This is a genomic window from Bradyrhizobium sp. SZCCHNR1093 (genome assembly GCF_032381175.1).
Lineage (GTDB): Bacteria > Pseudomonadota > Alphaproteobacteria > Rhizobiales > Xanthobacteraceae > Bradyrhizobium.
Map to the genome: position 1 here is coordinate 622,796 of NZ_JAUHJJ010000004.1, position 26,600 is coordinate 649,395.

The 26,600-nt window shown below is 64.6% G+C and carries 24 protein-coding genes; 4 read left to right on the forward strand and 20 right to left on the reverse strand.

The features are described from left to right. Window positions 1-74 precede the first annotated feature (74 nt). Window positions 75-1,154: a zinc-binding alcohol dehydrogenase family protein gene (locus tag QX070_RS17465; RefSeq protein ID WP_315738245.1), complete on the forward strand. Its 1,080-nt coding sequence runs from the start codon at window positions 75-77 to the stop codon at window positions 1,152-1,154. A gap of 12 nt (window positions 1,155-1,166) precedes the next feature. Here the strand turns inward: QX070_RS17465 and QX070_RS17470 are convergent, their stop codons facing one another. The 10 genes from QX070_RS17470 to QX070_RS17515 form a co-directional block, all read right to left on the reverse strand. After that, window positions 1,167-1,868: an ABC transporter ATP-binding protein gene (locus QX070_RS17470; protein WP_315738246.1), complete on the reverse strand. Its 702-nt coding sequence runs from the start codon at window positions 1,866-1,868 to the stop codon at window positions 1,167-1,169. Between the two features lie 7 nt (window positions 1,869-1,875). Next, window positions 1,876-3,159: a lipoprotein-releasing ABC transporter permease subunit gene (locus QX070_RS17475; protein ID WP_315711581.1), complete on the reverse strand. Its 1,284-nt coding sequence runs from the start codon at window positions 3,157-3,159 to the stop codon at window positions 1,876-1,878. 94 nt (window positions 3,160-3,253) lie between these two features. Next, window positions 3,254-4,588 (reverse strand): proline--tRNA ligase, encoded by a 1,335-nt coding sequence (gene proS / locus QX070_RS17480; protein WP_315738247.1) that lies wholly within the window; start codon window positions 4,586-4,588, stop codon window positions 3,254-3,256. Window positions 4,589-4,797: 209 nt separating this feature from the next. Continuing rightward, window positions 4,798-5,295 (reverse strand): TlpA disulfide reductase family protein, encoded by a 498-nt coding sequence (locus QX070_RS17485; RefSeq protein ID WP_315738248.1) that lies wholly within the window; start codon window positions 5,293-5,295, stop codon window positions 4,798-4,800. Next, complete coding sequence (locus QX070_RS17490) at window positions 5,292-6,518, reverse strand: sialidase family protein (RefSeq protein WP_315738249.1); 1,227 nt, start codon at window positions 6,516-6,518, stop codon at window positions 5,292-5,294. The genes QX070_RS17485 and QX070_RS17490 overlap by 4 nt, the downstream gene beginning before the upstream one ends. 8 nt (window positions 6,519-6,526) lie before the next feature. Next, the gene (locus tag QX070_RS17495) at window positions 6,527-8,917 is read right to left on the reverse strand and encodes a TonB-dependent receptor family protein (RefSeq protein ID WP_315738250.1); all 2,391 of its coding nucleotides are present in this window, start codon (window positions 8,915-8,917) and stop codon (window positions 6,527-6,529) included. Between the two features lie 91 nt (window positions 8,918-9,008). After that, window positions 9,009-9,476, reverse strand: coding sequence for a DUF2946 family protein (locus tag QX070_RS17500; RefSeq protein ID WP_315738251.1), 468 nt, complete (start codon window positions 9,474-9,476; stop codon window positions 9,009-9,011). Window positions 9,477-9,515: 39 nt separating this feature from the next. Further along, window positions 9,516-10,034, reverse strand: a complete 519-nt coding sequence (locus tag QX070_RS17505) for a copper chaperone PCu(A)C (protein WP_315738252.1) — start codon at window positions 10,032-10,034, stop codon at window positions 9,516-9,518. A 138-nt stretch (window positions 10,035-10,172) separates the two neighbouring features. After that, on the reverse strand, window positions 10,173-10,538 hold the full coding sequence (locus tag QX070_RS17510) for a DUF2946 family protein (protein WP_315738253.1): 366 nt from the start codon (window positions 10,536-10,538) through the stop codon (window positions 10,173-10,175). Between the two features lie 533 nt (window positions 10,539-11,071). Then, on the reverse strand, window positions 11,072-12,076 hold the full coding sequence (locus tag QX070_RS17515) for a metallophosphoesterase family protein (RefSeq protein ID WP_315738254.1): 1,005 nt from the start codon (window positions 12,074-12,076) through the stop codon (window positions 11,072-11,074). 37 nt (window positions 12,077-12,113) lie between these two features. Between QX070_RS17515 and QX070_RS17520 the strand changes: the two genes are divergently transcribed. From QX070_RS17520 to QX070_RS17530, 3 genes are read left to right on the forward strand one after another with little or no spacing between them, the layout of a single operon-like run. Further along, a complete protein-coding gene (locus QX070_RS17520) occupies window positions 12,114-13,136 on the forward strand; it encodes a sugar ABC transporter substrate-binding protein (RefSeq protein WP_315738255.1) in 1,023 nt (340 codons plus the stop codon). An 11-nt stretch (window positions 13,137-13,147) separates the two neighbouring features. Continuing rightward, on the forward strand, window positions 13,148-14,653 hold the full coding sequence (locus tag QX070_RS17525; protein ID WP_315738256.1) for a sugar ABC transporter ATP-binding protein: 1,506 nt from the start codon (window positions 13,148-13,150) through the stop codon (window positions 14,651-14,653). A 10-nt stretch (window positions 14,654-14,663) separates the two neighbouring features. Then, complete coding sequence (locus tag QX070_RS17530; RefSeq protein WP_315738257.1) at window positions 14,664-15,701, forward strand: ABC transporter permease; 1,038 nt, start codon at window positions 14,664-14,666, stop codon at window positions 15,699-15,701. A 231-nt stretch (window positions 15,702-15,932) separates the two neighbouring features. On the opposite strand, the gene mtnK is transcribed toward QX070_RS17530, so the two are convergent. The 10 genes from mtnK to QX070_RS17580 form a co-directional block, all read right to left on the reverse strand. After that, a complete protein-coding gene (gene mtnK, locus QX070_RS17535; RefSeq protein ID WP_315738258.1) occupies window positions 15,933-17,234 on the reverse strand; it encodes an S-methyl-5-thioribose kinase in 1,302 nt (433 codons plus the stop codon). Between the two features lie 102 nt (window positions 17,235-17,336). After that, complete coding sequence (locus QX070_RS17540) at window positions 17,337-17,612, reverse strand: DUF1467 family protein (RefSeq protein WP_315738259.1); 276 nt, start codon at window positions 17,610-17,612, stop codon at window positions 17,337-17,339. Window positions 17,613-17,627: 15 nt separating this feature from the next. Continuing rightward, window positions 17,628-18,032 carry a methylmalonyl-CoA epimerase gene (mce, locus tag QX070_RS17545; RefSeq protein WP_315738260.1) on the reverse strand — a complete coding sequence of 135 codons (405 nt, stop codon included), beginning with the start codon at window positions 18,030-18,032 and terminating at the stop codon, window positions 17,628-17,630. A gap of 45 nt (window positions 18,033-18,077) precedes the next feature. Then, complete coding sequence (locus QX070_RS17550; protein WP_315738261.1) at window positions 18,078-19,748, reverse strand: ribonuclease J; 1,671 nt, start codon at window positions 19,746-19,748, stop codon at window positions 18,078-18,080. Continuing rightward, on the reverse strand, window positions 19,749-20,552 hold the full coding sequence (locus QX070_RS17555; RefSeq protein WP_315738262.1) for a biotin--[acetyl-CoA-carboxylase] ligase: 804 nt from the start codon (window positions 20,550-20,552) through the stop codon (window positions 19,749-19,751). After that, window positions 20,553-21,980 carry an NADH-quinone oxidoreductase subunit NuoN gene (gene nuoN / locus QX070_RS17560; protein WP_315738263.1) on the reverse strand — a complete coding sequence of 476 codons (1,428 nt, stop codon included), beginning with the start codon at window positions 21,978-21,980 and terminating at the stop codon, window positions 20,553-20,555. It abuts the gene before it with no gap. A 29-nt stretch (window positions 21,981-22,009) separates the two neighbouring features. Continuing rightward, window positions 22,010-23,518, reverse strand: a complete 1,509-nt coding sequence (locus QX070_RS17565; RefSeq protein WP_315738264.1) for an NADH-quinone oxidoreductase subunit M — start codon at window positions 23,516-23,518, stop codon at window positions 22,010-22,012. Continuing rightward, window positions 23,515-25,587 carry an NADH-quinone oxidoreductase subunit L gene (gene nuoL, locus QX070_RS17570; protein WP_315738265.1) on the reverse strand — a complete coding sequence of 691 codons (2,073 nt, stop codon included), beginning with the start codon at window positions 25,585-25,587 and terminating at the stop codon, window positions 23,515-23,517. Before nuoL ends, QX070_RS17565 begins: the two co-directional genes overlap by 4 nt. A 65-nt stretch (window positions 25,588-25,652) precedes the next feature. After that, on the reverse strand, window positions 25,653-25,961 hold the full coding sequence (nuoK, locus tag QX070_RS17575) for an NADH-quinone oxidoreductase subunit NuoK (RefSeq protein ID WP_284418728.1): 309 nt from the start codon (window positions 25,959-25,961) through the stop codon (window positions 25,653-25,655). Continuing rightward, the gene (locus tag QX070_RS17580; protein WP_315738266.1) at window positions 25,958-26,596 is read right to left on the reverse strand and encodes an NADH-quinone oxidoreductase subunit J; all 639 of its coding nucleotides are present in this window, start codon (window positions 26,594-26,596) and stop codon (window positions 25,958-25,960) included. Before QX070_RS17580 ends, nuoK begins: the two co-directional genes overlap by 4 nt. Window positions 26,597-26,600 lie beyond the last annotated feature (4 nt).

A 26,600-nucleotide genomic window follows, 5' to 3' on the forward strand; every position in this document is an offset into this window, starting at 1 on the left:
TAATACCAGGCCTTCCTGCGCGGAGCATAGACCGGCAGGCTGGAGCCTCGCCACCGCGAAAATGGAGAAGGACCATGAAGGCCGCCGTGCTCAAACGATTTGGATCGCCGCTCGAGATCGAGCATGTCGAAGACCCCGTGCTCGGCACCGGCGAAATCATCGTCGACATCGCCGCGGCCGGCGTGCTGTCCTATGCGAATGAAGTGTTCAGCGGCGAACGGAAGTACCTGCTGGACCTGCCGGTGATCCCCGGCACCGGAGGGGTCGGCCGGGTCAGCGCCCTCGGCCCCGACGCGACGCATCTCGCCATCGGCGACTGGGTGTTCTGCGATCCAACCGTGCGCTCGCGTGACGCAGCCTTCGCCCCCGACATCACCCTGCAGGGCTTGAGCGCGCGCGGACCGGGCGGGCTGAGGCTGCAACAATATTTCCGGCACGGCTCGTTTGCCGAACGGATGCGCGTGCCGACGGAGAACGCCAAGCCGATCGGGGCCATCGACACTGATGACGCTGCGCGCTGGTGCGCGCTCGGCACCCTGCTCGTGCCCTATGGCGGCTTTCTTGCCGCCATTCTGCAAGCGGGCGAGACCGTCCTGGTCAGCGGCGCCACCGGCAGGTTCGGCAGCGCCGCGGTCGCGGTGGCGCTTGCCATGGGCGCCGCTGCGGTCGTGGCGCCCGGCCGCAACGAGGTCATGCTGGCAGAGCTTCAGCGCCGGTTCGGCCCCCGCGTCCGCCCGGTCAGACTCTCTGGCGACGAGAGCGAGGACATCGCACGCATGAAGCGCGCGGCGCCGCGCCCGATCGACTGCGTGCTCGACATCATGCCGCCGTCGGTCTCGGCCAGGGTCGTGCGATCAGCCGTGATGACCGTGCGTCCCTATGGGCGCGTGGTGCTGATGGGCGGCGTCGGGATGCTGGGCGGAGCCGGGCTCGAGCTGCCCTATCCCTGGATCATGCGCGAGTGCGTCACGATCCACGGCGTCTGGATGTACCCGCCAAGCGCGACGGTCAGGATGGTGGAGCTGATCAGGGCCGGGCTGCTCGACCTTGCGCAGTTCGAGCCGACCTGTTTCGACCTCGATCATGCCAACGACGCGGTCGCCCATGCCGCCGCCCATCGCAAGCCGTTCAAGATGACGGTGATCAGGCCCTGACTGCGGCCGGACTCAGTCGAGCTCGACGACCTTGCCGCCGACGATGGAGACGCGCCGGTCCATGCGGCCGGCCAGCTCCATGTTGTGGGTCGCGATCAGCATCGCGACCCGCGTGGCCTTCACGAGCTGCATCAGCGCGTGAAAGACGTGATCGGCGGTGCCAGGATCGAGATTGCCGGTCGGCTCGTCCGCCAGCAGCGCACGCGGCGCATTGGCGACCGCACGCGCGATCGCCACGCGTTGCTGCTCGCCGCCGGAGAGCTCGGCCGGACGGTGCTTGATGCGCTCGCCGAGCCCGAGATAGGCCAGGATCTCGGTCGCCCGCTTCACGGTCTCCGACCGCTTGAGGCCGCGGATCATCTGCGGCAGCATCACGTTCTCCAGCGCCGTGAACTCCGGCAGCAGCCGGTGCGACTGGTAGACGAAACCGATATCGGTCCTGCGCATCTGGGTGCGCTCGATGTCGGTCAGCTGCGACGTCGGCACGCCCCCGACATAGACCTCGCCCTCGTCGGGGCTCTCGAGGAGGCCCGCGATGTGCAGCAATGTCGACTTGCCCGAGCCCGAGGGCGCCACCAGCGCCACCGACTGCCCAGCCCACAACGCCAGCTTGGCGCCGTCCAGGATGGTCAGCTGCTGCTCGCCCTGCATGTATCGCCGCTTGATCTCGTGGAGATAAACGACCGGCACATCCTCTGCCCCCTGCTCTTCCATCAGCGCCTCACTCGTAGCGAAGCGCTTCGACCGGGTCTAATCGGGCCGCGCGCCATGATGGATAGAGCGTAGCCAGGAAAGACAGGGTCAAGGCCATGATCAGAACGGCCGCGGTCTCGCCGGCATCGATCTCAGCCGGCAGCTTCGACAGGAAATAGAGCTCATTGGGAAACAGATCGGTGCTCGTCAGCCAGGACAGAAACTTCCTGATCGAATCGATATTCATCGAGATCAGGAGGCCGACGACGAATCCGGTGAGCGTGCCGACCACCCCGATCGAGGCGCCGGTGATCAGGAATATCCGCATGATCGCCCCCTGCGAAGCCCCCATGGTGCGCAGCACGGCGATGTCCTGGCCCTTGTCCTTGACCAGCATGATCAGTCCCGAAACGATGTTGAGCGCCGCGACCAGGACGATCAAGGTCAGGATCAGGAACATCACGTTACGCTCGACCTGCAGCGCATTGAAGAAGGTCGAGTTGCGCTGGCGCCAGTCGACGAGAAAGATGGGTCGGCCGGCCGCCTCGGTCACCGTCTTGCGAAACTCCTCCACCTTGTCGGGATTGCTGGTGAAGATCTCGATCGCGGTGACGTCGTTGTTGCGATTGAAATAGGCCTGCGCTTCGGCCAGCGGCATGAAGACGAAGCTGGCGTCGTATTCCGACATCCCGATCTCGAACACCGCCGCGATCTTGTAGGGCTTGATGCGCGGCGTGGTGCCCATCGGCGTCACGGCGCCCTTCGGGGCGACCAGGGTGATGCTGTCGCCGGCATGCAGCGACAGCTGGTCCGCGAGCCGGCGCCCGATCGCCACGCCCTGCCCCTCGTCGAAACCTTCCAGCGAGCCCTGCTTGATGTTCTTGGCGATCGAGGTCAGGTTAGTGAGGTCCTGCGCGCGAATGCCGCGGATGAACACGCCTGACGCATTGAATGGCGACGAGCCCAGACCCTGTCCGTCAACCACCGGCGCGGCAAGGCGGATGCCCTGCACCTGCGCGATCCGCTCGGAGACGTCCTTCCAGTCGGTGAGCGGCGACTCCAGCGGCTGCACCAGCAGATGCCCGTTCAGACCGAGGATCTTGTCGAGCAGCTCCTTGCGGAAGCCATTCATCACCGCCATCACGATGATCAGGGTGGCGACGCCGAGCATGATGCCGAGGAAGGAGAACCCGGCGATGACGGAGATGAACCCCTCCCGGCGGCGCGCACGCAAATAGCGCCCCGACAGCATCCACTCGAAGGGAGCGAAGGGGGTGGTGGTCTGCACCGGTTCGGTCATGGCGTCATCCATTGTGCGATCATCCCATGATTCGGGCCGAATGTGGCCGGATTGGCCTGAAGGGACGGGCAGCCCCGGTGGATAATCCGATGATCGAACGCGCGTCTCAGCCAGCCAATGTTCCGCCGCCGAGCCGTGCCACGACGTCCGCGGGGGACATCATCTGGCGGGCGCCGTCGCTGCGGGTCTTCACCTCAACCTTGCCCTCGGCAAGGCCCTTGGGGCCGACCATGATCTGCCAGGGGATGCCGATGAGGTCGGCCGTGGCGAACTTGCCGCCGGCACGCTGCTCGGTGTCGTCGTAGAGCACGTCGACCCCCTTGGCGAGGAGATCGCGATAGAGCTGCTCGCAGGCAGCATCTGTGTCGGAGCCGCCCTGCTTCAGGTTGAGGATCACGGCGCGGAACGGAGCGACCTCCTCCGGCCATCTGATGCCGGCGTCGTCGTGGCAGGCCTCGATGATCGCACCAGCCAGCCGTGACACGCCGACTCCATAGGAGCCGCCGTGGATGGCCACCTCCGCCCCGTCGGGGCCCGCGACCAGCGCCTTCATCGGCTCGGAATATTTGGTGCCGAAATAGAAGATCTGGCCGACCTCGATGCCGCGGGTATGGACCCGCCGCTCAGCCGGCACCTCGGCTTCGAAGCGGGCGGCGTCATGGACGTCCTCGGTCGCCGCATAGAGCGACGTCCATTGCTTGATGATCGGCGTCAGGTCGCCGTCATAATCGACGGAGGCCGGAGGGATCGGCAGGTCGAGCACATTGCGGTCGCAGTAGACGCCGGATTCACCGGTCTCCGCGAGCACGATGAACTCATGGCTGAGATCGCCCCCGATCGGACCGGTCTCGGCGCGCATCGGGATGCCCTTCAGGCCCATCCGCGCGAAGGTGCGCAGATAGGCGACGAACATCTTGTTGTAGGCGCGCCGCGCGCCGGCTTCGTCGAGGTCGAACGAATAGGCGTCCTTCATCAGGAATTCGCGGCCGCGCATCACGCCGAAGCGGGGACGCTGCTCGTCGCGGAATTTCCATTGGATATGATAGAGATTGAGCGGCAGGTTACGGTAGGACTTCACATAGGCACGGAAGATCTCCGTGATCATTTCCTCGTTGGTCGGCCCGTACAACAACTCACGCTTGTGGCGGTCGCTGATGCGCAGCATCTCCGGACCGTAGGCATCGTAGCGGCCGCTCTCGCGCCAGAGATCGGCGAGTTGCAATGTCGGCATCAGCAGTTCCAGCGCGCCGGCGCGGTTCTGCTCCTCGCGCACGATCTGCTCGATCTTCTTCAGCACCTTGAAGCCCAGCGGCAGCCAGGCATAGATCCCCGCCGCCTCCTGCCGCAGCATGCCAGCGCGCAGCATCAACCGGTGCGAGACGATCTCGGCTTCCTTCGGATTTTCTTTCAGAATGGGCAGGAAAAACCGCGACAGACGCATGGGTGAGGCCTTCGAGATTCGGTTCGGGCTGGCGCAGTCAAACCGGATCAGGCGGCAAAACACAAGGCTGGGTTTGAGAAAAAGCGGCTAAGCCGCCGGATTCCCAATCAATTTACCGGTTTCCCTGAAGTGGAGGATGAACCCCGCCGCGGCGCCATCTCAAGGCTGGCCGCGGCGCGGCCAGCCTTGATCCCCTCGCCCGGACCGTCCTAGCGCGACCGTCCCTGCTCCGAGGACCATTTGTCGAGATCGCTGATCTCGGCGCTGCCTTCGATGGTCGAGACGACGCCCTCGCGGGTCACGAGCATCGTGCGCGGAATGTCGCCCTGCCAGGACGGATCGATCTCGAACCGGAGGCGCTCCACATAGCCGTCGGCGAAAATGAAGTTCTCCGCCGTGGAGAGACCGGCCTTGTCCAGCATGGCCTGGGTCGCGGCATTCAGATTGGGCACGAGGTCGGCGCTGACCGTGACCACGTCGATCTCGGGATGATCAAACATGAACTTGCCGAGCTGCGGCAGCTCGATCTTGCAGGGGCCGCAGGTGACGCCCCAGAAATGGATCAGGGTCGGACGACCCGCATGGGCCCGCAGCACCTCGCGCCAGGTGCCGCGCTCGAACGGTTTCAGCGATGATGGAGCTGCGGTGCTCGACGCGGTCAAGGCGACGAGGCCAAAGATCGCAAGGGCAGCGAATGCGCGTTTCATGACTCATCTCCGATCGGCTGCAACCGATAGCCGTCCGACTTGGTCATCCAGGACAGGAAGATCTGCTTGCCACGGGCGACCAGCAGCGGATGATCCGACGCATTGTCCGTGCTGGCAAGGGCGCGCGGCTTCGACCACGTCTCGCCATCGTCCCGCGATTGCATTCCCATCACCGTGGTCCGCTCGCCGTCGAACTCCTTCCACACCAGCGTCGTGGCGTCTTGGGTCGCGAGCACGTAGGGCCGCGTGGGATTGCGATCGGCCCGACCGACGGCCATGGGCTCCGAGAACGTTCGGCCACCGTCGCGCGAATACGCATAGAACAGCCCCTTGCGAGCCTTGCCGTTGGTGAACCAGGCGACGTGATAGGTGCCGGTCGGCGCCACGGCCAGGCTCGGCCCTTGATGCGGGCAGGCCTTGATCTGCCAATCGTCGGTGCTGACCCGGTAGACCTCGCCGGGCGTGCCGAGATCACTGAACGTGATCACGGCATGGTCGCGCACGCTGCCATCGAAAATGTTGCGGAACATCACGACCGGACGACCCGGCCCCGCGAACGCAAGCCCGAGCCGGCAACATTCGCAGGTGTTGTCCTGGGCGAGCGTCGCTTCGGCGTAGGTGGCACCGCCATCGCGCGACGACGAGAAGAACAGCCCTGCGCCCTCATAGGAACGCCCGGCGGCCTTCGCCGGCGCCCGGTTGCGCTTGTCGAGCCACGCCACGAAGACGGTGCCGTCCTGGTCCAGCGCCAGCGCCTCGAAGCGTTGGCTTTCGTTGTTCGACGTGATGGGACGGAGTGCCGCGAAGCTTTTGCCGCCGTCCTCCGACCTGGAGTACAGCACCTGCCCGTTGAAGGCTTGGTCGCGGAAAATCGAGAACGCGACCGCAACCGCGCCCTTGCCATCGACCACCAGCTTCGGCCGAGCATCGGGCCCCCAGTCAAGGTTGAGCTGCTGCTCGGTGACCGGCACGGTGGCGGAATACGTTTTCCCGCCGTCGGACGAGCTCGCCACCGAGATCCGTCCTCCGGCCATCCAAACGAGCCAGAGCTTGCCGTCGCCAGCGAAGAACGGCGTCACCTTGGTTGCGCATCGGAGCTCAGTGCCCTCGCATGCTGCCTCCGCCCCATGCTGGTGCGCCATCTGGGCTTGGACGGTGAGCGGACAAAGCATGGCGATCGCCAGCCCGACGAGCCCGCTCCGAAGCTGTGCGATCCTTGTCATTTCGGTCCTCATCGGAATGCCACCTTCATGCCGGCCAAAAAGGCGCGCGGTGAGCCGGCGTAGATCGTCCCGGTGCCCGCCAGTCCCTGCACGCCGGCGCCCGTCACCGTATTCTGCAGGTTGTTTGCGGAGGCGATGTAGGTGCGGTCGAACACATTGCGGACCTCGAAGAAGACGTTCATCGACTTGAACGTATCCGAGGCAAGCTCGGTCTTGTAGTGGACGTTCAGATTGACGAGCTCATAGCCCGGTGCCTTCAGCAGATTGGCGTTGTCCATATAGAAGGAATCCTTCCACTGGACCTCGACGAAGGCACCAAGCCCCGCGAGCCTCCCGCTATGGTGATCGTATCCGAGCCGTGCGGTCAGCTCGTTCGGCGAGATGCCGGGAATCTTGTTGCCAACGCGGTTGAAGCTGAACAGCTTCGAGCCGCCCGCAAGGTTCTCGGTATATTCAGTGTAGACTTGGTCGAGGTAGGTGTAGGCAGTGGTGAACCGCCAGCCCGGCAGGAACCGCCAATCGGCCGCCAATTCGACGCCGCGATGCTCCGAGCGCGGTGCGTTGAAGGTGTAGGAGGTGTTCTGCGTCCCCGTGACGGCCTGGGTGACGATCTCGTTGCGGAAGAACTCGTAGAAGCCCGTCGCGCTGAGGGTCAGAGACCGGTTCGGCGTCCAGTCGAAACCCACGTCGTAGCCCAGATTGGTCTGCGACTTCAGTTGGGTGTTGTTGCCGAAATCGCCGGTTGGCAACACGAACAGGTTCGAGACCTGCGGCGTGCCATAGCCGGTGGCAACGCGGGCGCGCAGCAGCCAGTCGCTGTTCACGCGGTAGAGCAGCGCCAGCTCGGGAGCGAGATTGTCGAACTGCCGGTCCGCCGTCGTGATCGTCGTCGTTGTCGTCGCGCCGTAGGTATAGGCGGTGTTCACGCCGCGCAGATGGGTACGCTCCCAGCCGAGACCGGCCACCGCCGTCAGTGCCGCTGTCAGCTTGAGCTCCTCGCGCGCCCGCAGGCCGTAGTTGGTGGTCTCGCTCCAGGTGTTGGCCGAGAGGCCGCCGAGCGCCGCGTTGCCGCCGGGCACGACGAAGCGCGTATCTCCGGATGCGGTCAGCGTGTTGTAGAATGCGCCGAAGAAGGCGGTCGATTCCAGCCCGAAGATCTCACCCCGCCTGGTGATGTCGCTCATGTAGTTGTAGGACGGATAATCGCCGATCGCGCTGGTCGAGCCGGTCGGCTGGCTGATGTTGCGGTCGTCGAACACGAACTGATTGCGCCAGCTCGTGTTGTTGTCGAAGTCGTGCTCCCAGCGCCCGCCCACGATGGTGCGGCGGTCGTTACGGCCGAGCCCGGCTTGCAGCGCGGTCTCCTGGTCCACCCCGCCGAGCGTATTGAGGCCGTTCTTGTTGAGCCCAACAGCCGCGCAGCCGGCTGCCCTGGAGGCCCAGGTGGTGCAGCCCTGCTGATACGGGTTTTGATAGTATTGGCTCAGCGTGTATCGGATTGGCAGCCGCGTGACCAGGTCGTTGTTGATGATCTTGACTGTGAAGCGGTCGTCCGGCGTCGCCTTGTAGGTGCCTAGAAAGTTGACGGTCTGGGTGTTGAACCAGCTGTTGCCGAGATAGCCGTCGCCGCGGACGTCGCTGGTGAACAGCGAGCCCTCGAAATTGCCGACCTTCTTGCCGAACGTCATGTAGTTGCTGAGATAGCCGAAGCTGCCGCCTTCGCTGCCGATCTCCGCGCCGTCGATGCTGCCGCCCGGGCGGGTGCGGAAATTGATCGCGCCTCCGGTCGCATAGTTGCCGTAGAGCGCCGAGGACGGCCCGCGGATCACGTCGACCGCACCGTAGGCGTGGGGATCGATCAGGTCGCTGCGCGACAGCCCGTCCGGCTGCGTGACGGGAAAGCCATCCTCGAACAGCGCGATGTTGCGGATGCCGAAGCCGTTGCGGGCATTGGAGCCGCGGATCGAGATGCCGAGATCGCGCGGTCCGTTGCCCTGCTTGAGCGAGACGCCGGGGCTTTCGCGTAGGATGTCGCCGACGGAAAACGCAGGCCGGTCATCGTAGCGGCTGCGGTCGATCGTGGTCGCGGTCTGGCCGGACGGCGACTGGCTGAGCTGGCTGCGAGCGGCGCCGGCACCCGAGGCTGGGTCGGACACGGCTCCTCCCTGCCCGGAGCTGCTGGCCACGGATGCGGCAGGCGGCTTCGGCACGTGAGTGCGGACGGATGTTGCCTGCGCGATCGGCTTGCGCACGGCCCGTTGTGGCGCGGCGCGCGGCGCGTCGACGGTGACGGACGGCAATTCCTTCTCGGTCTCGGCGCGCGCGATCGTGGCCGATTGCAGCAGCATGAGCTGCAGGGCGAGCACGCTCACACCACCAAGGGCATGACGACGGAACATGTTTGACTTCCCCGATGCCGGCTGCACGGCCGGTCTTCCTGGTTCAGAACGGATTGGCGCGCTGCTGCGGCGCCGATGACGATTTCTGTGCTCAGGAAAGGAAGGGAGGTCCTCTTGGTTGCGCCTGTGCCCGGGCGAGCAAATGAACGAGGCGGAGCTCGCGCGCAGTCCAGACAATGGATGCCGTCAGACGCAGCGGAGCCGCATCGAATGGCGCGGGCGGCGCGTCGAGCGCCGCGGCGGCGTGCAGCACGCAGCACATGACGCAGTCGAGGCCGCAGGCGGTGCGGTCGGTATCGCCATTCGATGGCGCCGCATCCGTCTCGGCATGACAGATCACCGCCCCGCCGAACGGATCGGCCTTCGCGATCGTCACAGCCGTCATGGCGGACGCCGCCACTGGCGCCAGCACCTGCAACAGCACTGCTAGCAGGGCGACCGGCAGATATCGGCCGAGCTTTCGACGGAAGCGGGCGGCAGGCCCCCGAGCACGGCCGACCGCCACCAGCCGGCTCGCGAGCGAACCGGCTATCATGACAGCGTTCACCACCCGTTGCATCGAGGCCGGCCTCTCCGTCGGAGTCGCAGTGCGCCCGGCCTACATCTTCATGCCGGAATGATCGTGCTGCTTCATCATGCTGCCGCCCTCGCCGCCCGGCCCCTTGGCGCCGACCGCCTGCACCTCGAGCGTCACGGCGACCTTGCCGGCCTTCTCGAACTCCAGCGTGACCGGCAGCTTGTCGCCCTGCTTCAGCGGGCTCTTCAGATCCATCAGCATCAGGTGATAGCCGCCCGGCGCCAGCGCGACGGTCTTGCCCGGCTCGATCGTGAGTCCCTTATCCAGCGGACGCATGGTCATGACGCCGTTGGTGACAGCCATCTCGTGAATCTCGACTCGCCCGGCGACGTCGCCCGTCACTGCGACGAGGCGGTCCGGCGCGCTGCCCTTGTTCTCGATGGTCAGATAGCCGGCGCCCGTCTTGGCGCCGCCCGGCGTGGCGCGGCTCCATGGCTGGGTGATGACGAGGTCACCGGCCTTCACATCCGCGGCGAAGGCGGCAGAAGATCCTCCCAACAGGAGAGCGAATGCAAGCAGAGAGCGTCCGAGGAAGGTCATGTCGGTTATCCTTTTCTTGGCGGCAATGCGCCGGCAGCTCGATCGATTGGCACGTGTCCGCGCGCCAGTTACGGCCGAGCAGACAACGCACGGTGGTTATGCGATTTGGGAGATAAGGGCCGCACAGCAGCCAGCGCGTCACGCTGCGGGCGGAGCCCTTGCCTGCGCGTTCGAGAAGGCCTTGGTGATCCGGCCGGCCGGATCACCGGCGCGCCACACGACCTCGCCCGATTCCCGTTGCGGCGTGGCGATGGCGGACAGCTCCGGCCCATCCAGCGTGACCGGCTGCGCCAGGCAGCACAGCGAACAGCCGTGGAGCGCGGGCTTCGCCGGCGACTCATCGTCCACCAACTGGGAACCAGACTGGCTGTGGCAGATTTCGAGGCCGCGCAGCGGATCAGCCGCGGCTGAAGCCGCCGCCCAGGCAGCACCGATCGGCGCCAGGATCTGCACCATCAGTGCGATCAGCATGATCGGGAGAAACGCCTGCAGCCGCTGCCGCATCAAAGCCTGCCAAATGAACTGAATTCTTGTGCCCGAGCGAACGCCAGGAGTCGAGGTCGCGCAAGGCACAGTCGGCACATTTCGCCAGCGGTCGTTGATTAAGAACAATCCCGTCGCAACCGATGGGCTGGCCGCTTTCACGGTAATTCAGCACCCATCACGAGAAAACACGAAAATAAAACTCGTCAATTGCAAGCACTTACCGATCATTTCAGAGAGTGCGCGAATTTTGAACAATCGTTGCCGAAAAGGATGACAAACGCAAAAAGATCGTCTACGAATTTGGGCCTCAGGCTAACGCTTGCGGAAGTCTGGTGGTCCAAGTCTCGGGAGGAGCCCTGGCGCGCAACAAGCAGCGTCACCCCGCTTAACAAGATCAAATCTGAACTTGCGGGATATCTAAAGGGTCGACACAATTTCCGAGCAGGGCCCGCTGCCCTGCTCTATTTTTTTGCAGTCGTCGCAGCGCGCCACAATATTTCCCGTTAACGGTATCGCGGGCCGGATGAACGCCGCCTGAACACGCAATCACATCAGGCCACCGCAGCCGTCGCAAAGCGCGCCAATGGAGCACGCCACCGCGCCTTGGCCGCTGGCCAGGGCAGTGTCACCGACAGCGGCTCGCGGCCGGTCACGGTCCAGCGCAGCACACCATCATCGATCGCGAGAATGCCCGCCGCCTCGGCCGGATCGCCCGAGATGAACGTCTCGGTCAACGACTGCAAGGTCAGATGCGGTGTGCCATCGACCGTCGTCAGGGTATTCCAATGAACATGGCCGGCGAGCGCGACGATCGGGCACGGCGCGTTCGCGATGGCCGTGCGGATTGCGTCGGTCTCGGCATAGGCCGCGTGTCCCTGATTGGCTTCGAAGTAGTAGTTGCCGATCTGAGCATGCCCTGACAATGGCACGTGGCTGACGAGCAAGGTTGGACGATCATCCTGCGCGAGCAGTTCGACCAGCGCGTCGAGATCGCCTGCGGAGAGGCGAAGGCCGCGCGTCGGCGTGAGAGTCACGTCGGGTTGCCAGAACACGCACCTGACATCGCCGATGATCAGGGCGCGCGACCCGCTCGGACGATCCATGATCGCTTCATTGTCGGCGAGACTGAGCAATGCGACATCATGATTGCCGCTGACGTGATGATGCGTCGGCGCAAGCTTTGCAAAACACATCGCGACATCGCTTTGCAGCAGACGATCGCGCTCGGGATCTTCGTCAGAAATCCGGTCGCCGAGATCGATGACCGCATCGATGTTTTCGGCGTTCACCTCCGTGACGAAGCGCTCGAGCAATTGCAGCGCCGCCGATCCCCGCTTCGTTGGTGTATCCCGGCCGTGATGGATGTCGGCGATCACGGCAATGCGTGTCGTGGCCAAAGGCTCTCTCCCAAGCTGCGCTGCCGCGTACCACGAGCACATCACGGTTTTCTGACATCGCGCGTGCGCCGCGATAGTCGCTCGGTGCAACGCACAACATCCGGCTGTGGCGTGATCAATGGGGTTGTGAAACACTGCTGTTCTCGGCGGCGCGATCAATGACGCCGCCGGACAACGATGGGACAGGGAGCACGGGATGTCCGGCACTAAAAGAACGTCCACGACGAGGCGCGATCTTCTCCAGGCGGCGACGGCCGCGGGCTCTGCGGCGGCCCTTCTCGCCGGCTTCGGCATCAATCCGGCGATGGCCGCCGAGATGGGCCGCTCCGAAAAGCCCCTCAAGGCGGCCTTCTCCAATGCCGGCCTGCAGGCGACCTGGTGCGCCCAGGGCAAGCAGGCTGCGGAATGGTGGGGCAAGCTGCTCAATGTCGAGGTCACCTGGTTCGACGGTCAGCTCGATGCGGTGAAGCAGCGCGCCGCGATCGACAACATGGCGTCGCAGAAGTGGGATTTCGTCGCCATCCAGGCGTTCGGCATCGGAACCCTGACCCAGCCGGTGCAGAAGATGATCGATGCCGGCATTCCCGTGATCGACATGGACACGCTGATCGCGCCGCTGGATCAGATCAATGTGCACTCGTTCCTGGCGCCCGACAATGAGTTCATGGGCGCATCGGTCACGCAGGCTCTGGCGACTGCGATGGGCGGCAAGGGCAAGATCATCATGACGCAGGGCGCGCTCGGCCACACCGGCGCGCAGGGCCGCGCCAAGGGCTTCAATTCGGTGATCAAACAGTTCCCGAACATCGAGGTGCTGGACACGCAGCCGGCCGACTGGGACGTGTCGAAGGCGGCACGGCTGTGGGAGACCTATCTCACCAAATACCCGCAGATCGACGCGGCGTTCTTCCACAATGACGACATGGCGCTCGCCGCCTACAACATCATGAAGGCGCGCAACCGCACCAACATCCTGATCGGCGGCGTCGACGCCATGCCGCCGGCGATCCAGGCGGTCAGCGAGGGCCGCATGTTCGCGACCGTCCGCAATCCGTCCTGCCGTATTCATGGCGGCGCGATCGTCGCAGGCGTCGCCGCGGTCACCGCCGGCGAGAAGAGCGGCCAGGGCATTCCGAAGCACGTCATCACCGATGGGCCCGTCGTGACCAAGGCCAATGCCGCCGGCATGCAATGGATGGAGGATCACTTCCTGATCTGAAGTCCCTCCCCATGTCGAACAGCCGCCCGCCTCTTCTGGAATTGCAGGACATCACCAAGTCGTTCGGCGGCGTCACCGCGTTGCGCGGCGTCGACTTCACGCTTCGCCCCGGCGAGATCCATGGTCTCGTCGGGGAGAACGGCGCCGGCAAGAGCACGCTGATGAAGATCATCGCCGGCGTGCACACCGGCTTCTCCGGCCGTTTCCTGCTCGACGGCCGCGAGGTTCATTTCAACTCCGTGCGGGACGCCCGTGCGGCCGGCATCGCCATGGTGCATCAGGAGCTCAGCGTCGCACCTGATCTCACGGTTGCCGAGAACGTGTTTCTCGGCAACCAGCCGACCAATGCCCTCGGTATCGTGCAGTGGCGCCGGATGGCGCGCGAGGCCGCCGAACAGCTCAAGAAGCTCGGGATCGACGCCGATCCGATGAGCCGGCTCGGCGATCTCCCGATCGGACTGCAGCAACTGATCGAGATCGCGCGTGTGCTGTTCTCAGGCGCGCGCATCATCATCCTGGACGAGCCGACCTCGGCGCTGTCACCGCCCGAGGTCGAACGGCTGTTCGCGACCTTGCGCGCGCTACGCGAGCAGGGCACCGGAATCATCTTCATCTCGCACTTCATCGAAGACATTCTGCTCATCTCCGATGAGGTGACCGTCTTCCGCAACGGTCGCAAGATCATGGAGACACGTGCGGCCGATACCAGCAAGGCGGCGCTGATCGAGGCCATGATCGGCAAGGGCCGCGATGCGCTGGAGGACAGCTACACCCACGACATCACCCTGCCCGCGCCGCCGGCCGACAAGCCGGTGGTGGTCGAGGCCGCGGGCCTGTCGCTGGCGCGCAACTTGAAGCGCGTCTCATTTTCGGTGCATGCCGGAGAGGTGCTCGGCATCTACGGCTTCATGGGCTGCGGCCAGCTCGAGCTGGCGCGGATCCTATTCGGCAAGCTCGCGCCCGACGCCGGCGAGCTGCGCGTCTCGGGCGAGCGCAACCGCTTCAAGAGCACGGCGGATGCGCGCCGCGCCGGCATCGCCTTCGTGCCCGAGAGCCGCCGCGACATGCTGTTCCTGCAGGAGCCCGTCTACAAGAACGTCTCGATCAGCATCCTCGACCGGATCAACGCGGTGCTGCTGAAGCCGGCGCGCGAGCGCGCGCTCGCGAAGCGCCAGGTCGAGCAGTTGCAGATCCGTCCCGCCGACGTCGAGATCGACCTTGGCCTGCTCTCGGGCGGCAACCAGCAGAAGGTCGCGCTGGCCAAATGGCTCAGCCACCCGCCCCGGCTCCTGGTGCTGTGCGAGCCGACCCGCGGCATGGATGTTGGCGCCAAGAGCGACGTGATCCAGATCGTGCGGAAACTGCGCGACCAGGGCATTGCCGTCATCGTGCTCTCGACGGAGCCGGAGACTGTCCTGTCACTGGCCGATCGCGTCATCGTGCTCAAGCGCGGCGAGGTCGTGCGCGAATTCGCCGGCGAGACCATCAGCAAAGACCGTCTGCTCGAGGCGGCGTAGGGAGATTGTCATGGCGCATGGCGAGACCGTTCCGATGCCGGAGGCGCAACCGCGACGCGCCGGCGGGGTCGCAGCGCTGCTGCGCTCGCAGATGCGCAACATCGCGCCATTCCTGACGCTGATCTTCCTCACCGCGTTCTTCGCAATCGCGAGTCCATCCTTCGCCACGCTCGACAATGTCGGCAACATCCTGACCCAGGTGTCGGTGACCGGCATCATCGCGGTCGGACTGACCTTCGTGATCCTGTGCGCCGAGATCGACCTGTCGATCGCTGCCATCGCGAACGTGACCGGCATCGCGGTGGCCTATTTCACCTTGCAGGAGTCCTACGTCAACATCGCCAATTTGCCGATGCCCGGCTTTGCCGCCATCCTGCTCGCGCTGGCGCTGTGCGCGCTGCTTGGCGTGGTCAACGCCTTCGGCCTGACCGTGATCGGCATTCCCTCCTTCATCATGACGCTCGCGATGATGCAGATCGCCGCAGGCATTTCGGCCATGCTGGTGCGCGGCCAGATCGCCTACAAGGTGCCGCCCATCATCACGACGCTCGGCTCCGGCTCCGTCGCGGGCGTGCCCTGGATCGTGATCGTGGCCGCCCTGATGCTGTTGCTCGGTCACCTCGTGCTGACCTACACGCGGTTCGGCCGCTACGTCTACATGGTCGGCGGCAACCGCGAGGCGGCGGAATATTCGGGGCTGAACGTCAAGCTGATCCTCGGCAGCGTCATGGTGATCTCGGCCGTCTGCTCGGGGATCGGCGGCATGCTCGGCGTGGCGCATTTCGGCAGCGCGCAGCAGAACGAGTTCGACACCTACCTGCTGGATTCGATCGCCGCCGTTGTGGTCGGCGGCACCAGCCTGTTCGGCGGCCGCGGCGGCATCGGCAACACCATCGTCGGCCTGTTCGTGCTCGGCGTGCTCAACAACGGCCTCGACCACGTCAACATCGACAGCTTCCTGAAGATTCTGATCCGCGGCCTGATCCTGCTCGCCGCGCTGGTGATCAACGTCTACGCGCAGCGGCTGCGCGCCAAGGCGGCGGATTGAGCGTGTGTCGTAGGGCGGTCGCGTGCCCACCATCGAGCTACGTGGCACGTGAGACATGGTGGGCACGGCGCGATCTGACAGTGCAAACGACGACAGACCGTCGCCGTGTGCCTTTGCCCACCCTACGCATCTGTTTCCGTCATTGCGAGCGAAGCGAAGCATTCCAGAGGCTTGCGAAGATTCTGGATTGCTTCGTCGCTTTGCTCCTCGCAATGACGTTGACCCCGTGAATCAAAAACCAGGCTGCCAGTGACGCAGCTCGCGCGCGGCGCGTGTCACGGCCTCGATCGACGTGAACGATGCCGTCTCCACCATCAGCGTTCGGGCCAAGCGCAATGCCCGCGCCTCGCAGGTCGCGCGCCGCTTCTCATCCTCGATCAGCTCGAAATCGATGTTGTGCGCCAGGCCGAGAATACGACGGATGATCTTCGCGGCTGCAAATCCGACGGCATCCTGGAACAGGCGCGCCATGAAGGCCTGACGTTCGGCCTCAAGCCGCGCAGTTCCTGCTTCACCGGGAAACAGCGAGAGCGGATAGGCATCGCCGATGGCCTCGCTGCGCCACAGCGCCAGGAACTTGCCCGCGAACGCGCTCCACACCTGGTCCACGGTGATCAGCACCCAGCCCTCGAATGCCGCCCTGTCGGCGGGCGCGCGCTCGTGTCCGGCCGACGCAAAATAGGCCATCAACAAGTTGGCCAGGACAGCACCGACGTCGAAGCCCATCGGGCCGTAGAAGGCGAATTCCGGATCGATCACCCGGGTCTCAGTCTCAGTGACCATGATCGATCCGGTGTGCAGGTCGCCATGGATCAGCGCCTCGGCGCTCGACAAGAACTTCAGCTTCAGCCGGGAGACCGCGACATGAAGATCGAGATCGGCACGAATGTCGGCCGCGGTCGCGTCGAGCCATGGTGAGGTCCAGCGGTTCTGCTCAGCGATCCGATAGGGATCGGTGAAGATCAGGTCCTCCGTGATCTTGCACAGCGCATGATTGCCGGCAAAGCTCGCGATCGCCTCCTTCTTCGCGGCGGCAGACAGCGCGAGGTCGGACGAGAAGAACAGCGTCCGCGCCATGAAGGTCGTGATGTGATCGACGAAGGCCGCATAGATCGTGCCCGCGACCAGCCCCTTGCGCATGATGATGTGCGGCTCCAGCAGCTCCATCGCCGTCAGCGCCAGCGCCGGATCATGATGAACGATGGCCGGCACGAGGCCCGGGGCAAGGCGGTTCTGATGCGTCAGCGCCAGATGCTCATAGTGGGCGCGTGACAGCGGCAGCGGCCAGCTCTCGCCGACCAGCCGCACGTAAGGCAGCGCCTGCTTCACCGCGAGTCCGCCGGACGATCCCTTGACGATGAAGACGAGATTGAGGTTGCCATCGCCGACCTCGGTGATCGACCAGCGCTCGGCCGGTCCGCCGAGTTGCCCTGCAACTGAAGGGATCCCCGCGAGATAGTTTCGAAGATCAGTCTCGTTCAGAATGCGATAGCCCGATGGCGTCCCGTTCCGGGCCTCGGCCGATGTCGTCACGCGCAACCTCCCTATCGAACTTGTTTTGACCTCCTATAGCAAAAAAGCCGACGCGCGTCCGCGCATCGGCTTCGAGAGAACGTTGTGCGATGCGAGCGGCAGCTAGAACGGAATCCCCATCAGCCGCGACAGTCGCTCGATGCTGAGATACCCGGCCTGATAGGCCACGAGTGCCAGGCCGAACACGACCGCCGACAGCAGCGTCGTCCAGATCAGGCGGCGTCCCATCAGGCTGATGGTCGGCGCCCCGGGATCGGTGCCGGGCGAGCCGCCGCCCGTCTCGTGCTGGCTGCGCACGCCGAACGGCAGGGTCACGAACAGCATGACCCACCACAGCACGAAGTAGATCGCGAGCCAGGTAGAGATCGTATAGGCCATGATCGCCCCGCTGCCTCAGGCCTGCTCGATCTCGACGAGCGCGCCGGAAAAATCCTTCGGATGCAGGAACAGCACCGGCTTGCCATGGGCGCCGATCTTCGGCTGGCCGTCGCCGAGCACGCGGGCGCCCTCCTTGATCAGCGTGTCGCGCGAGGCGATGATGTCGGCCACCTCGTAGCAGACGTGATGGATGCCGCCATCCGCATTGCGCTCGAGAAACTTCGCGATCGGCGACGCTTCGCCCAGCGGCTGAATGAACTCGATCTTGGTATTGGGCAGGGTCACGAACACGGTGATCACGCCGTGCTCAGGCAACGGGACGGCTGGGGATATCTCGGCGCCGAACGCCGCGCCGTAGATCTTGGCGGCCTTTTCGGCGTCCTTGACCGCGATGGCGACGTGGTTGAGCCGGCCCAGCATGACATCCTCCACTTTTCTTTTGAACCGCCGTTTGATCGGCCTGCGTCAGACTTCCAGGACGTGAACCAGACAGATCGGCTTCTTGCCCCATTGCTCATTGACCGCCGAACGCACCGCCCGCCGCACGGATTCTGCCGCTGCGTCCGGATCGCGCCGACGCGCCCGCGGCAGACCTTCGAAGGTCGAGACGACAGCATCGAAGACGATGTCGTCCATCTCCTCGCCCGCCGCATTCTTCTCGGGGATGCCGACCATGTCGACTTCCGGATCGTCGGCCAGCTCGCCCTTCTCGGTGATGGCGAGCGCCACGAAGATGCAGCCGGCAAAGGCCATCTTGCGACGCTCGACCACGGCGCGCGACTTCGAATCCTCGACGATGCTGCCGTCCTTGTAGAGGCGCCCTGCCGGCAGCTGGTCGATGATTCCGGGATCGCCGGGACCGAGCTTGACGAGATCGCCGTTGCGGCAGGTGATCACCTTGGGCACGCCGCAGGCGCGCGCCAGCCTCGCATGCTCGTGGAGATGCAGCGCCTCGCCATGGACGGGGATCAGGAGCTGCGGCCGCGTCCACGCGATCATGTCGCGCAGCTCGTCGCGGCGCGGATGGCCGGAGACATGAACCAGATGATTGCGGTCGGTGATGATCTCGATACCCTGCTGCACCAGCCCGTTGATGACGGCGCCGACCGCCTTCTCGTTGCCGGGGATGGTGCGCGACGAGAAGATGACAGTGTCGCCCTTGTTCAAGGTGACCAGCGGATGATCGTCATTGGCGATGCGCGAGAGCGCGGCGCGCGGCTCGCCCTGGCTGCCCGTGCACAGCGCCAGCACCTTGTCGGCCGGAAAGTGCCCGTAGAGGTCCATGCCGCGGAAGTTCTGCACGCCATCGAGATAACCGGTCTCGCGCGCGACCTGGACCACGCGCTCCATGGCGCGGCCGACGATGACGACCTCGCGCTCGGCCGCGCGCGCCGCTTCGGCGACGGCGCGGATACGCGCGACGTTGGAGGCGAAGGTGGTCACGGCCACGCGGCCGCGCGCCTCCTTGACCAGGGTCGTAATCGTCTTGGCAACCTCGGCCTCCGACGGCGAGCGTCCCTCGCGCACCGCGTTGGTGGAATCCCCGATCAAGGCGAGAAGTCCGGCGTCGCCGAGCTCGCGCAGCCGCTTCTCATCCGTCGGCGCGCCCAACACCGGCGTCGGATCGATCTTCCAGTCACCGGTGTGCAGGACGGTGCCGACCTCGGTGTGGATCGCCAGCGCGTGCGATTCAGGGATCGAATGCGCGACCGGAATGAACTCGACGTTGAAAGGACCGATGTCGACGCGGCCGCCGGAGGGGATCACCTTGACCGGGATCTTGGCCGGGAGGCGCTCAGCCTCACACTTGGCCTCGAACAGCGCGGCGCTGAACTTGGTCGCGTAGATCGGGCATTTCAGCCGCGGCCACAGATCGATGATGGCGCCGAAATGGTCCTCATGCGCGTGGGTCAGCACGAGGCCGACCAGGTTGTTGCGCTCCTTCTCCAGGAAGGCGACGTCGGGCATGATCAGGTCGATGCCCGGCAGATGCTCCTCATCGCCGAAGGAGACGCCAAGATCGATCGCGAGCCACGAGCGCTGGTGGCGATTGCCGAGCCCGTAGATCGACAGGTTCATGCCGATCTCGCCGACACCTCCGAGCGGCGCAAATGTCAGTTCGTCGGGACGTGCCATCTAGACCGCTCCTTTGGATGCGACCGAGCCGAAATGAACATCACCGGCCGTGATCGGCTCCAATCGTCCCTCCGCGGTCCGCACCAGCATACAACCCTGTTCGTCGATCGTGTCGAAAATCCCCTCGATGATAGCATGTCCGGACCTGATGGCGACCGGCTGGCCGAGGCCTGCCGCCCGCTCCAGCCAGAGCCTGCGGATATCACCGAAGCCCCGCCCCTCGTTCCAGATGCCGAAATATTCGACCCAGGCATCCGACAGCGCCGAGAACAGATCCTCGGCGGTCACCTGGATGCCGAGGTCCGCCAACGATACCGCCGGAGTCGGGGTATCCGGCGGCGCCGCCACCACGTTGGTTCCGATGCCGACAACCACCGCCAATCCGCCAGCCACCTGCTCCGCCTCGAGCAGCATGCCGACGATCTTGCGGCCGTCAGCGAGAACGTCGTTCGGCCATTTCAGCGCAAATGACGCGTGTGCTCCGGACCGCAGCGCAGCCTCGATGCTCACCTGGCGCAACGCGCTCTCGATGGAGAGGCCTGCGGCAAAGCCGAGTGTGGCTGCGATCGCAGGAGCCACGTTCAGCACTTCCAGCACGCTCGAGGCCAGATTGCCACGCGGGGCGATCCACGGACGCTGGCGCCGGCCGCGCCCGGCCGTCTGCTCCGATGTGACGAACCAGCATGGCGCCCTGCCGCCCTCTCGGGCTGACTTCAGCGCCTCGACATTGGTCGAGCCGGTCTGGTCGAACGTGACGAGTCCGTAGCCAGCCTTGGCGGCCTGGGACCCTAGCGCAAACGTCATCTAGAACAGCGATTTCGCCGCGGCCGCGGCCGCGCTGACGAGCGGGCCGGGATAGGCGAAGAACAGGATGTTGAAGATGCCGGAGATCGCGAGCACGGTGCGCAGCTCGATCCTGACGGGATCGAGCGTCGGCAGCGGCTCGTCGAAATACATCGTCTTGACGATCAGCAGATAATAGTAGGCGCCGACCACGCTGGTAAGGACGCCGATCACCGACAGTGTGAACAGCCCGCCCTTGATCGCGGCGACGAACACGTACCATTTGGCGAAGAAGCCCGCGAGCGGAGGAACGCCGGCCAGCGAGAACAGCAGCATCGCGAAGAAGAAGGCGAGCAGCGGATTGGTGCGCGAAAGTCCCGAAAAATCGCTGATCTTCTCGAACGACTGGCCGTTGCGCTTGATCGCCATGATCACGGCGAAGGAGCCGAGCGTCATCGCGACGTAGATCGCGATGTAGGTCAGCACGCCCTGCGCGCCCTCGACCGTACCGGCGGCGAGACCGACCAGCGCGAAGCCCATGTGGCCGATCGACGAATAGGCCATCAGGCGCTTGATGTTGGTCTGGCCGATCGCGGCGAACGAGCCGAGCGCCATCGAGGCGATCGAGACGAACACGATGATCTGCTGCCATTGGAAGGTGATGGCGGGGAATGCGGTCAGCGCGACGCGCGCGAACACGGCCATCGCCGCCACCTTGGGCGCGGAGGCGAAGAACGCCGTCACCGGCGTCGGCGCGCCTTCATAGACGTCCGGCGTCCACATGTGGAACGGCACCGCCGAGATCTTGAAGCACATGCCGGCAAACAGGAACACCAGGCCAAATATGATGCCGACGCTGCCGGCCTTCGTGGCCGCCGCGATCCCGGCAAAGCTCACCGTTCCGGTAAAGCCGTAGATGAGCGATGCACCGTACAGCAGCATGCCGGAGGACAGCGCGCCCAGCACGAAGTACTTCAGGCCAGCCTCTGTCGACTTGACGTTGTCACGATGGCTGGCCGCGACAACGTAGAGCGCGAGCGACATCAGCTCGAGACCGAGGTAGAGCGTGATCAGGTCGCCGGCCGAGATCAGCACCAGCATGCCCAAGGTCGAGAGCAGCACCAGGATCGCATATTCGAAGATGCGGCGGTCCGGCGCCGACAGGAATTCGACCGACATGATCAGCGTCGCGATCGAGCCGATCAGCGCTAGGATCTTCAGGAAGCGCGCGTAGCTGTCAGCGATGAAGCTGCCGCCGAACGCCTGGCCGCCCGGCTGCCCGAGCACCAGGATGCCGACCACGATCAGCAGAGCGACCGCCAGCCAGGTGACGAGCCCCGTCGTCCCCTGTCCGCGAAACGCGCCCAGCATCAACAGCGCCATGGCCCCCACGGCCAACAGCAGCTCCGGCAACACCACCCAAAGCTGAGGCCCAAGATTCTCGATCATCGTCTGTGTCCCGACCCCTCAAGGTCTCATCATTGGAGCAGCGCGGCGGCCTTCACGGCCGTCACGGCGGTATTGTAGTTGTTGACGAGCTGCTGCACCGACGCCGCCGACATATCGAGGATCGGCTTCGGATAAACGCCGAACAGGATGGTCAGCGCCACCAGCGGAAACAGGATCACGCCCTCACGCAGGGTGAGATCCTTGATGCTGGCCAGCGACGGCTTGGTCAGCGCACCGAACACCACCTTGCGGTAGAGCCACAGCGCGTAGGCCGCCGAGAGGATGACGCCGAAGGTCGCGAAGAACGCGGTCGGGATCGACACCTTGAAAGTGCCGAGCAGGGTCATGAACTCGCCGACGAAGCCGGAGGTGCCGGGCAGGCCGACATTGGCCATGGTGAACACCATGAACACCAGCGCATAGACCGGCATCCGGTTGACGAGGCCGCCATAGGCCGCGATCTCGCGGGTGTGCATCCGGTCGTAGACGATACCGACGCAGAGGAACAGCGCGCCCGAGACGATGCCGTGGGAGATCATCTGGAACACGCCCCCGGCCACGCCCTGCATGGTGCCGGCGAAGATGCCCATCGTGACGAAGCCCATATGCGCCACCGACGAATAGGCAATGAGCTTCTTGATGTCCTCCTGCATCAGCGCGACCAGCGAGGTGTAGATGATCGCGATCGCCGAGAGCGTAAAGACCAGCGGCGCGAAGTCGTGCGACGCCAGCGGAAACATCGGCAGCGAGAAGCGCAGGAAGCCGTAGCCGCCCATCTTCAGCAGGATCGCGGCGAGAATCACCGAGCCCGCGGTGGGCGCCTCGACGTGCGCATCCGGCAGCCAGGTGTGAACCGGCCACATCGGCATCTTCACCGCGAAGGAGGCGAAGAAGGCAAGCCATGCCCAGGTCTGCAAGGAGCGCGGCACCGCCGTATGCATCAAGGTCGGAATGTCGGTCGTGCCGGCGTTCCAGTACAGCGCCATGATGGCGAGCAGCATCAGCACCGAGCCAAGCAGCGTGTAGAGGAAGAACTTGAACGAGGCGTAGACCCGGCGCGGACCGCCCCAGACCCCGATGATCAGGAACATCGGAATCAGGCCGCCCTCGAAGAACAGATAGAACAGAACGAGGTCGAGCGCGGAGAACGTGCCAACCATCAGCGTTTCCAGGATCAGGAACGCCATCATGTATTCGCGCAGCCGGTTGGTGACCGACTTCCAGCTCGCGATGATGCAGAACGGCATCAAAGCGGTGGTCAGGATCACGAACGGCAGCGAGATGCCGTCGACGCCCATGTGATAGCTGATGCCGGCCGCCAGCCAGTTCGACTTCTCGACGAATTGGAAGTCGGTCTGTGCCGGATCGAAGCGCAGCACCAGGATCACCGACACCGCGAAGGTGATCAGCGTGGTCCACAGCGCGATCCAGCGCGCGTTGCGCCGGGCCGCCTCGTCGTCGCCGCGCACCAGATAGATCAGCAGCGCGCCGACGATGGGCAGGAAGGTGACGACAGAGAGAATTGGCCAGGTGGTCATTGCTGGCCCCCCATGAACATGAACCAGGTGATCAGGCCGGCGACGCCGATCAGCATGGCAAAGGCATAATGATAGAGATATCCGGTCTGGATCTTGACGACGTTGCGCGTGATGTCGAGCACCCGCGCCGAGACACCATCCGGACCGAACCCGTCGATGACGAAGCCGTCGCCCTTCTTCCAGAGGAAGCGGCCGAGCCACTTCGCAGGACGGACGAAGATCACGTCATACAGCTCGTCGAAGTACCACTTGTTGAGCAGGAACTTGTAGAGCAGCGGCTGCTGGGCCGCCAGCTCCTCCGGGATGTCCGGACGACTAATGTAGAAGAAGTAGGAGACCGCAAAGCCCAGCACCATCATGATGAACGGCAGTTGAGCGAGCCAGAACGGCATATGCTCCATGTCCTCCAGGATGTGCGGGTTCATCTTCAGCGACTCGCCGAAGAAGTGCTCGACACCATGGGGATCGGTGAACACGCCCTTGAACGGGAGGCCGGCCAGGATCGAGCCTGCCGCGAGCACGCCGATCGGGATCAGCATCCAGATCGGGCTCTCATGTGCGGCATCGTAGTGGTGCTGGTCGTGCGGCGTGCCGAAGAAGGTCTTGAACACCAGGCGCCAGGAATAGAACGAGGTCAGGCCGGCGGCGACAATGGTGAGGAAATACGCGTAGGTCGCAAACGGATTGTGTGCGGCGTACGCAGCCTCGATGATCGCGTCCTTGGAGAAGAAGCCTGCGAAGCCGGGGAAGCCGGTGAGCGCCAGGGTGCCGACCGTCATCACCGCGAAGGTGTATGGGATCTTGCGCCACAGGCCGCCCATGTTGCGGATGTCCTGCTCGTGGTGCATCGCGTAGATCACCGAGCCTGACCCTAAGAACAGCAACGCCTTGAAGAAGGCGTGCGTGAACAGGTGGAACATGCCGACCGAGTAGGCCCCTGCTCCCATCGCCACGAACATGTAGCCGAGCTGTGAGCAGGTCGAGTACGCGACGATGCGCTTGATGTCGTTCTGCACGAGGCCGACGGTCGCGGCGAAGAACGCGGTTGTGGCGCCGAAGAACATCACCACGGCCTGCGCATTGGGCGCGAGCTCGAACAGCGGCGACAGGCGCGCCACCATGAACACGCCGGCGGTGACCATGGTCGCGGCGTGGATCAGCGCCGAGACCGGGGTCGGACCTTCCATCGCGTCCGGCAGCCAGGTGTGCAGCAGGAACTGCGCCGACTTGCCCATCGCACCCATGAACAGCAGCAGGCAGGTCAGCGTCAGCGCGTCGGCATTCCAGCCGAGGAAGTTGATGGTCTTGCCGGCGAAGCTTGGCGCTGCGGCGAAGATGGTTTCGAAGTCGGTCGACTTCGCCAGCAGGAACACGGCGAAGATGCCGAGCGCGAAGCCGAAATCGCCGACGCGGTTGACGACGAAGGCCTTGATGGCGGCAGCGTTGGCCGACGGCTTCTGGAACCAGAAGCCGATCAGCAGGTAGCTGGCGAGACCGACGCCCTCCCAGCCGAAGAACAGCTGCACGAGGTTGTTCGCCGTCACCAGCATCAGCATCGCGAAGGTGAACAGGCTGAGATAGGCGAAGAAGCGCGGACGGTTCGGATCCTCGTCCATGTAGCCGATCGAATAGAGATGCACGAGCGAGGACACGCTGGTCACGACGACGAGCATCACCGCCGTCAGCGTATCGACGCGCAGCGCCCAGGAGACCTGCAGCTCGCCGGAATTGATCCAGGGCAGCAGCTCCTTGACCCCGGCCTCATGATGCATGAAGCCGACGCTGATCAGCATCGCCCAGGATAGGCCAGCCGACACGAACAACAGCGCCGTCGTGATCACCTGCGCGGCCCAGGTGCCGGCCGCGGGCGGCTCGGCGACATGATGGTCATCGTGCCCATGACCGTGATCGTCATGTGCCTGCGCGTCGGCGGCGCCGTGGTGATGGTCGTCGTCGTGATGATGCTCAACCACATCGCCGCTCGGATGGCGTCCATGCGCCCCCAGCAGCGCGATCAGGCCGGCCAGGATCGCGCCGAGCAGCGGCAGAAAGACAATGGCCTGGATCATTCGCCCGTCCCCTTACGCATGACCTTGCCGGCAAGCCGGCCCCCATCTGTGCGGATCATGCGCCCTTAGCCCTTCATCAGATTGACGTCTTCAACCGCAATCGAGCCGCGGTTGCGGAAGTAGACCACCAGCACGGCGAGGCCGATCGCGGCTTCCGCCGCCGCAACGGTCAGAACCAGCAGCGCGAACACCTGCCCTACGATGTCGCCGAGGAAGGTGGAGAACGCCACCAGGTTGATGTTCACCGCGAGCAGGATCAGCTCGATCGACATCAGGATGACGATGATGTTCTTGCGGTTCAGGAAGATGCCGAGGATGCCGAGCGTGAACAGCATCGCGGCGACGGCGAGGTAATGTCCCAGTCCGATGGTCATTTCACCCACTCCGCGGCGTCCGTATCCTGCAGCCCCTGCCCGACCGCAACCTTGCGGACGGCCATCGCCATCTCGGGCGTGCGCGCGTTCTGGACGTTGATGTCCTGGCGCTTGACGCTCGCCTTGTGGCGCAGGGTCAGCACGATCGCGCCGATCATCGCCACCAGCAGGATCATGCCCGACAGCTGGAAGTAATGGATGTATTTCGTATAGAGCACGAGGCCGAGCGCCTCGGTGTTGGTGACGTTGGTCGGGATCGCCGCGGTGATCGCCTTCGGCGCCGTCGGGTTGATGACCCAATACGACACCGTCAGCAGCAGCTCGAACAGGAAGATGCCGCCGATGACGAGGCCAATCGGCATGTACTGCAGGAAGCCCTCGCGGAGCTCCGTGAAGTCGACGTCGAGCATCATGATCACGAACAGGAACAGCACCGCGACCGCGCCGACATAGACGACGACCAGGATCATCGCCAGGAATTCGGCTCCCATCAGCACGAACAGGCCGGAGGCGTTGACGAAGGCGAGGATCAGATAGAGCACCGAATGAACGGGGTTCTTCGAGACGATCACCATCACCGCGGAGGCCACGCAGACCGCCGCGAACAGGTAGAAGAAGAGCGCAGGAAGGATCATCGGA

What these genes read in the sequence shown, in the direction of transcription:
- QX070_RS17465 (WP_315738245.1), top strand. Translation starts at nt 75, where the DNA reads ATGAAGGCCGCCGTGCTCAAACGATTTGGATCGCCGCTCGAGATCGAG.
- QX070_RS17485 (WP_315738248.1), bottom strand. Translation starts at nt 5,295, where the DNA reads ATGAAACGCGCATTCGCTGCCCTTGCGATCTTTGGCCTCGTCGCCTTG.
- QX070_RS17555 (WP_315738262.1), bottom strand. Translation starts at nt 20,552, where the DNA reads ATGACGTTTGCGCTAGGGTCCCAGGCCGCCAAGGCTGGCTACGGACTC.
- QX070_RS17505 (WP_315738252.1), bottom strand. Translation starts at nt 10,034, where the DNA reads ATGACCTTCCTCGGACGCTCTCTGCTTGCATTCGCTCTCCTGTTGGGA.
- QX070_RS17475 (WP_315711581.1), bottom strand. Translation starts at nt 3,159, where the DNA reads ATGGATGACGCCATGACCGAACCGGTGCAGACCACCACCCCCTTCGCT.
- QX070_RS17500 (WP_315738251.1), bottom strand. Translation starts at nt 9,476, where the DNA reads ATGCAACGGGTGGTGAACGCTGTCATGATAGCCGGTTCGCTCGCGAGC.
- QX070_RS17550 (WP_315738261.1), bottom strand. Translation starts at nt 19,748, where the DNA reads ATGGCACGTCCCGACGAACTGACATTTGCGCCGCTCGGAGGTGTCGGC.
- mce (WP_315738260.1), bottom strand. Translation starts at nt 18,032, where the DNA reads ATGCTGGGCCGGCTCAACCACGTCGCCATCGCGGTCAAGGACGCCGAA.
- QX070_RS17580 (WP_315738266.1), bottom strand. Translation starts at nt 26,596, where the DNA reads ATGATCCTTCCTGCGCTCTTCTTCTACCTGTTCGCGGCGGTCTGCGTG.
- QX070_RS17530 (WP_315738257.1), top strand. Translation starts at nt 14,664, where the DNA reads ATGGCGCATGGCGAGACCGTTCCGATGCCGGAGGCGCAACCGCGACGC.
- QX070_RS17510 (WP_315738253.1), bottom strand. Translation starts at nt 10,538, where the DNA reads ATGCGGCAGCGGCTGCAGGCGTTTCTCCCGATCATGCTGATCGCACTG.
- QX070_RS17470 (WP_315738246.1), bottom strand. Translation starts at nt 1,868, where the DNA reads ATGGAAGAGCAGGGGGCAGAGGATGTGCCGGTCGTTTATCTCCACGAG.
- QX070_RS17540 (WP_315738259.1), bottom strand. Translation starts at nt 17,612, where the DNA reads ATGGCCTATACGATCTCTACCTGGCTCGCGATCTACTTCGTGCTGTGG.
- QX070_RS17525 (WP_315738256.1), top strand. Translation starts at nt 13,148, where the DNA reads ATGTCGAACAGCCGCCCGCCTCTTCTGGAATTGCAGGACATCACCAAG.
- QX070_RS17490 (WP_315738249.1), bottom strand. Translation starts at nt 6,518, where the DNA reads ATGACAAGGATCGCACAGCTTCGGAGCGGGCTCGTCGGGCTGGCGATC.
- nuoL (WP_315738265.1), bottom strand. Translation starts at nt 25,587, where the DNA reads ATGATCCAGGCCATTGTCTTTCTGCCGCTGCTCGGCGCGATCCTGGCC.
- nuoK (WP_284418728.1), bottom strand. Translation starts at nt 25,961, where the DNA reads ATGACCATCGGACTGGGACATTACCTCGCCGTCGCCGCGATGCTGTTC.
- QX070_RS17495 (WP_315738250.1), bottom strand. Translation starts at nt 8,917, where the DNA reads ATGTTCCGTCGTCATGCCCTTGGTGGTGTGAGCGTGCTCGCCCTGCAG.
- QX070_RS17565 (WP_315738264.1), bottom strand. Translation starts at nt 23,518, where the DNA reads ATGACCACCTGGCCAATTCTCTCTGTCGTCACCTTCCTGCCCATCGTC.
- QX070_RS17520 (WP_315738255.1), top strand. Translation starts at nt 12,114, where the DNA reads ATGTCCGGCACTAAAAGAACGTCCACGACGAGGCGCGATCTTCTCCAG.
- nuoN (WP_315738263.1), bottom strand. Translation starts at nt 21,980, where the DNA reads ATGATCGAGAATCTTGGGCCTCAGCTTTGGGTGGTGTTGCCGGAGCTG.
- proS (WP_315738247.1), bottom strand. Translation starts at nt 4,588, where the DNA reads ATGCGTCTGTCGCGGTTTTTCCTGCCCATTCTGAAAGAAAATCCGAAG.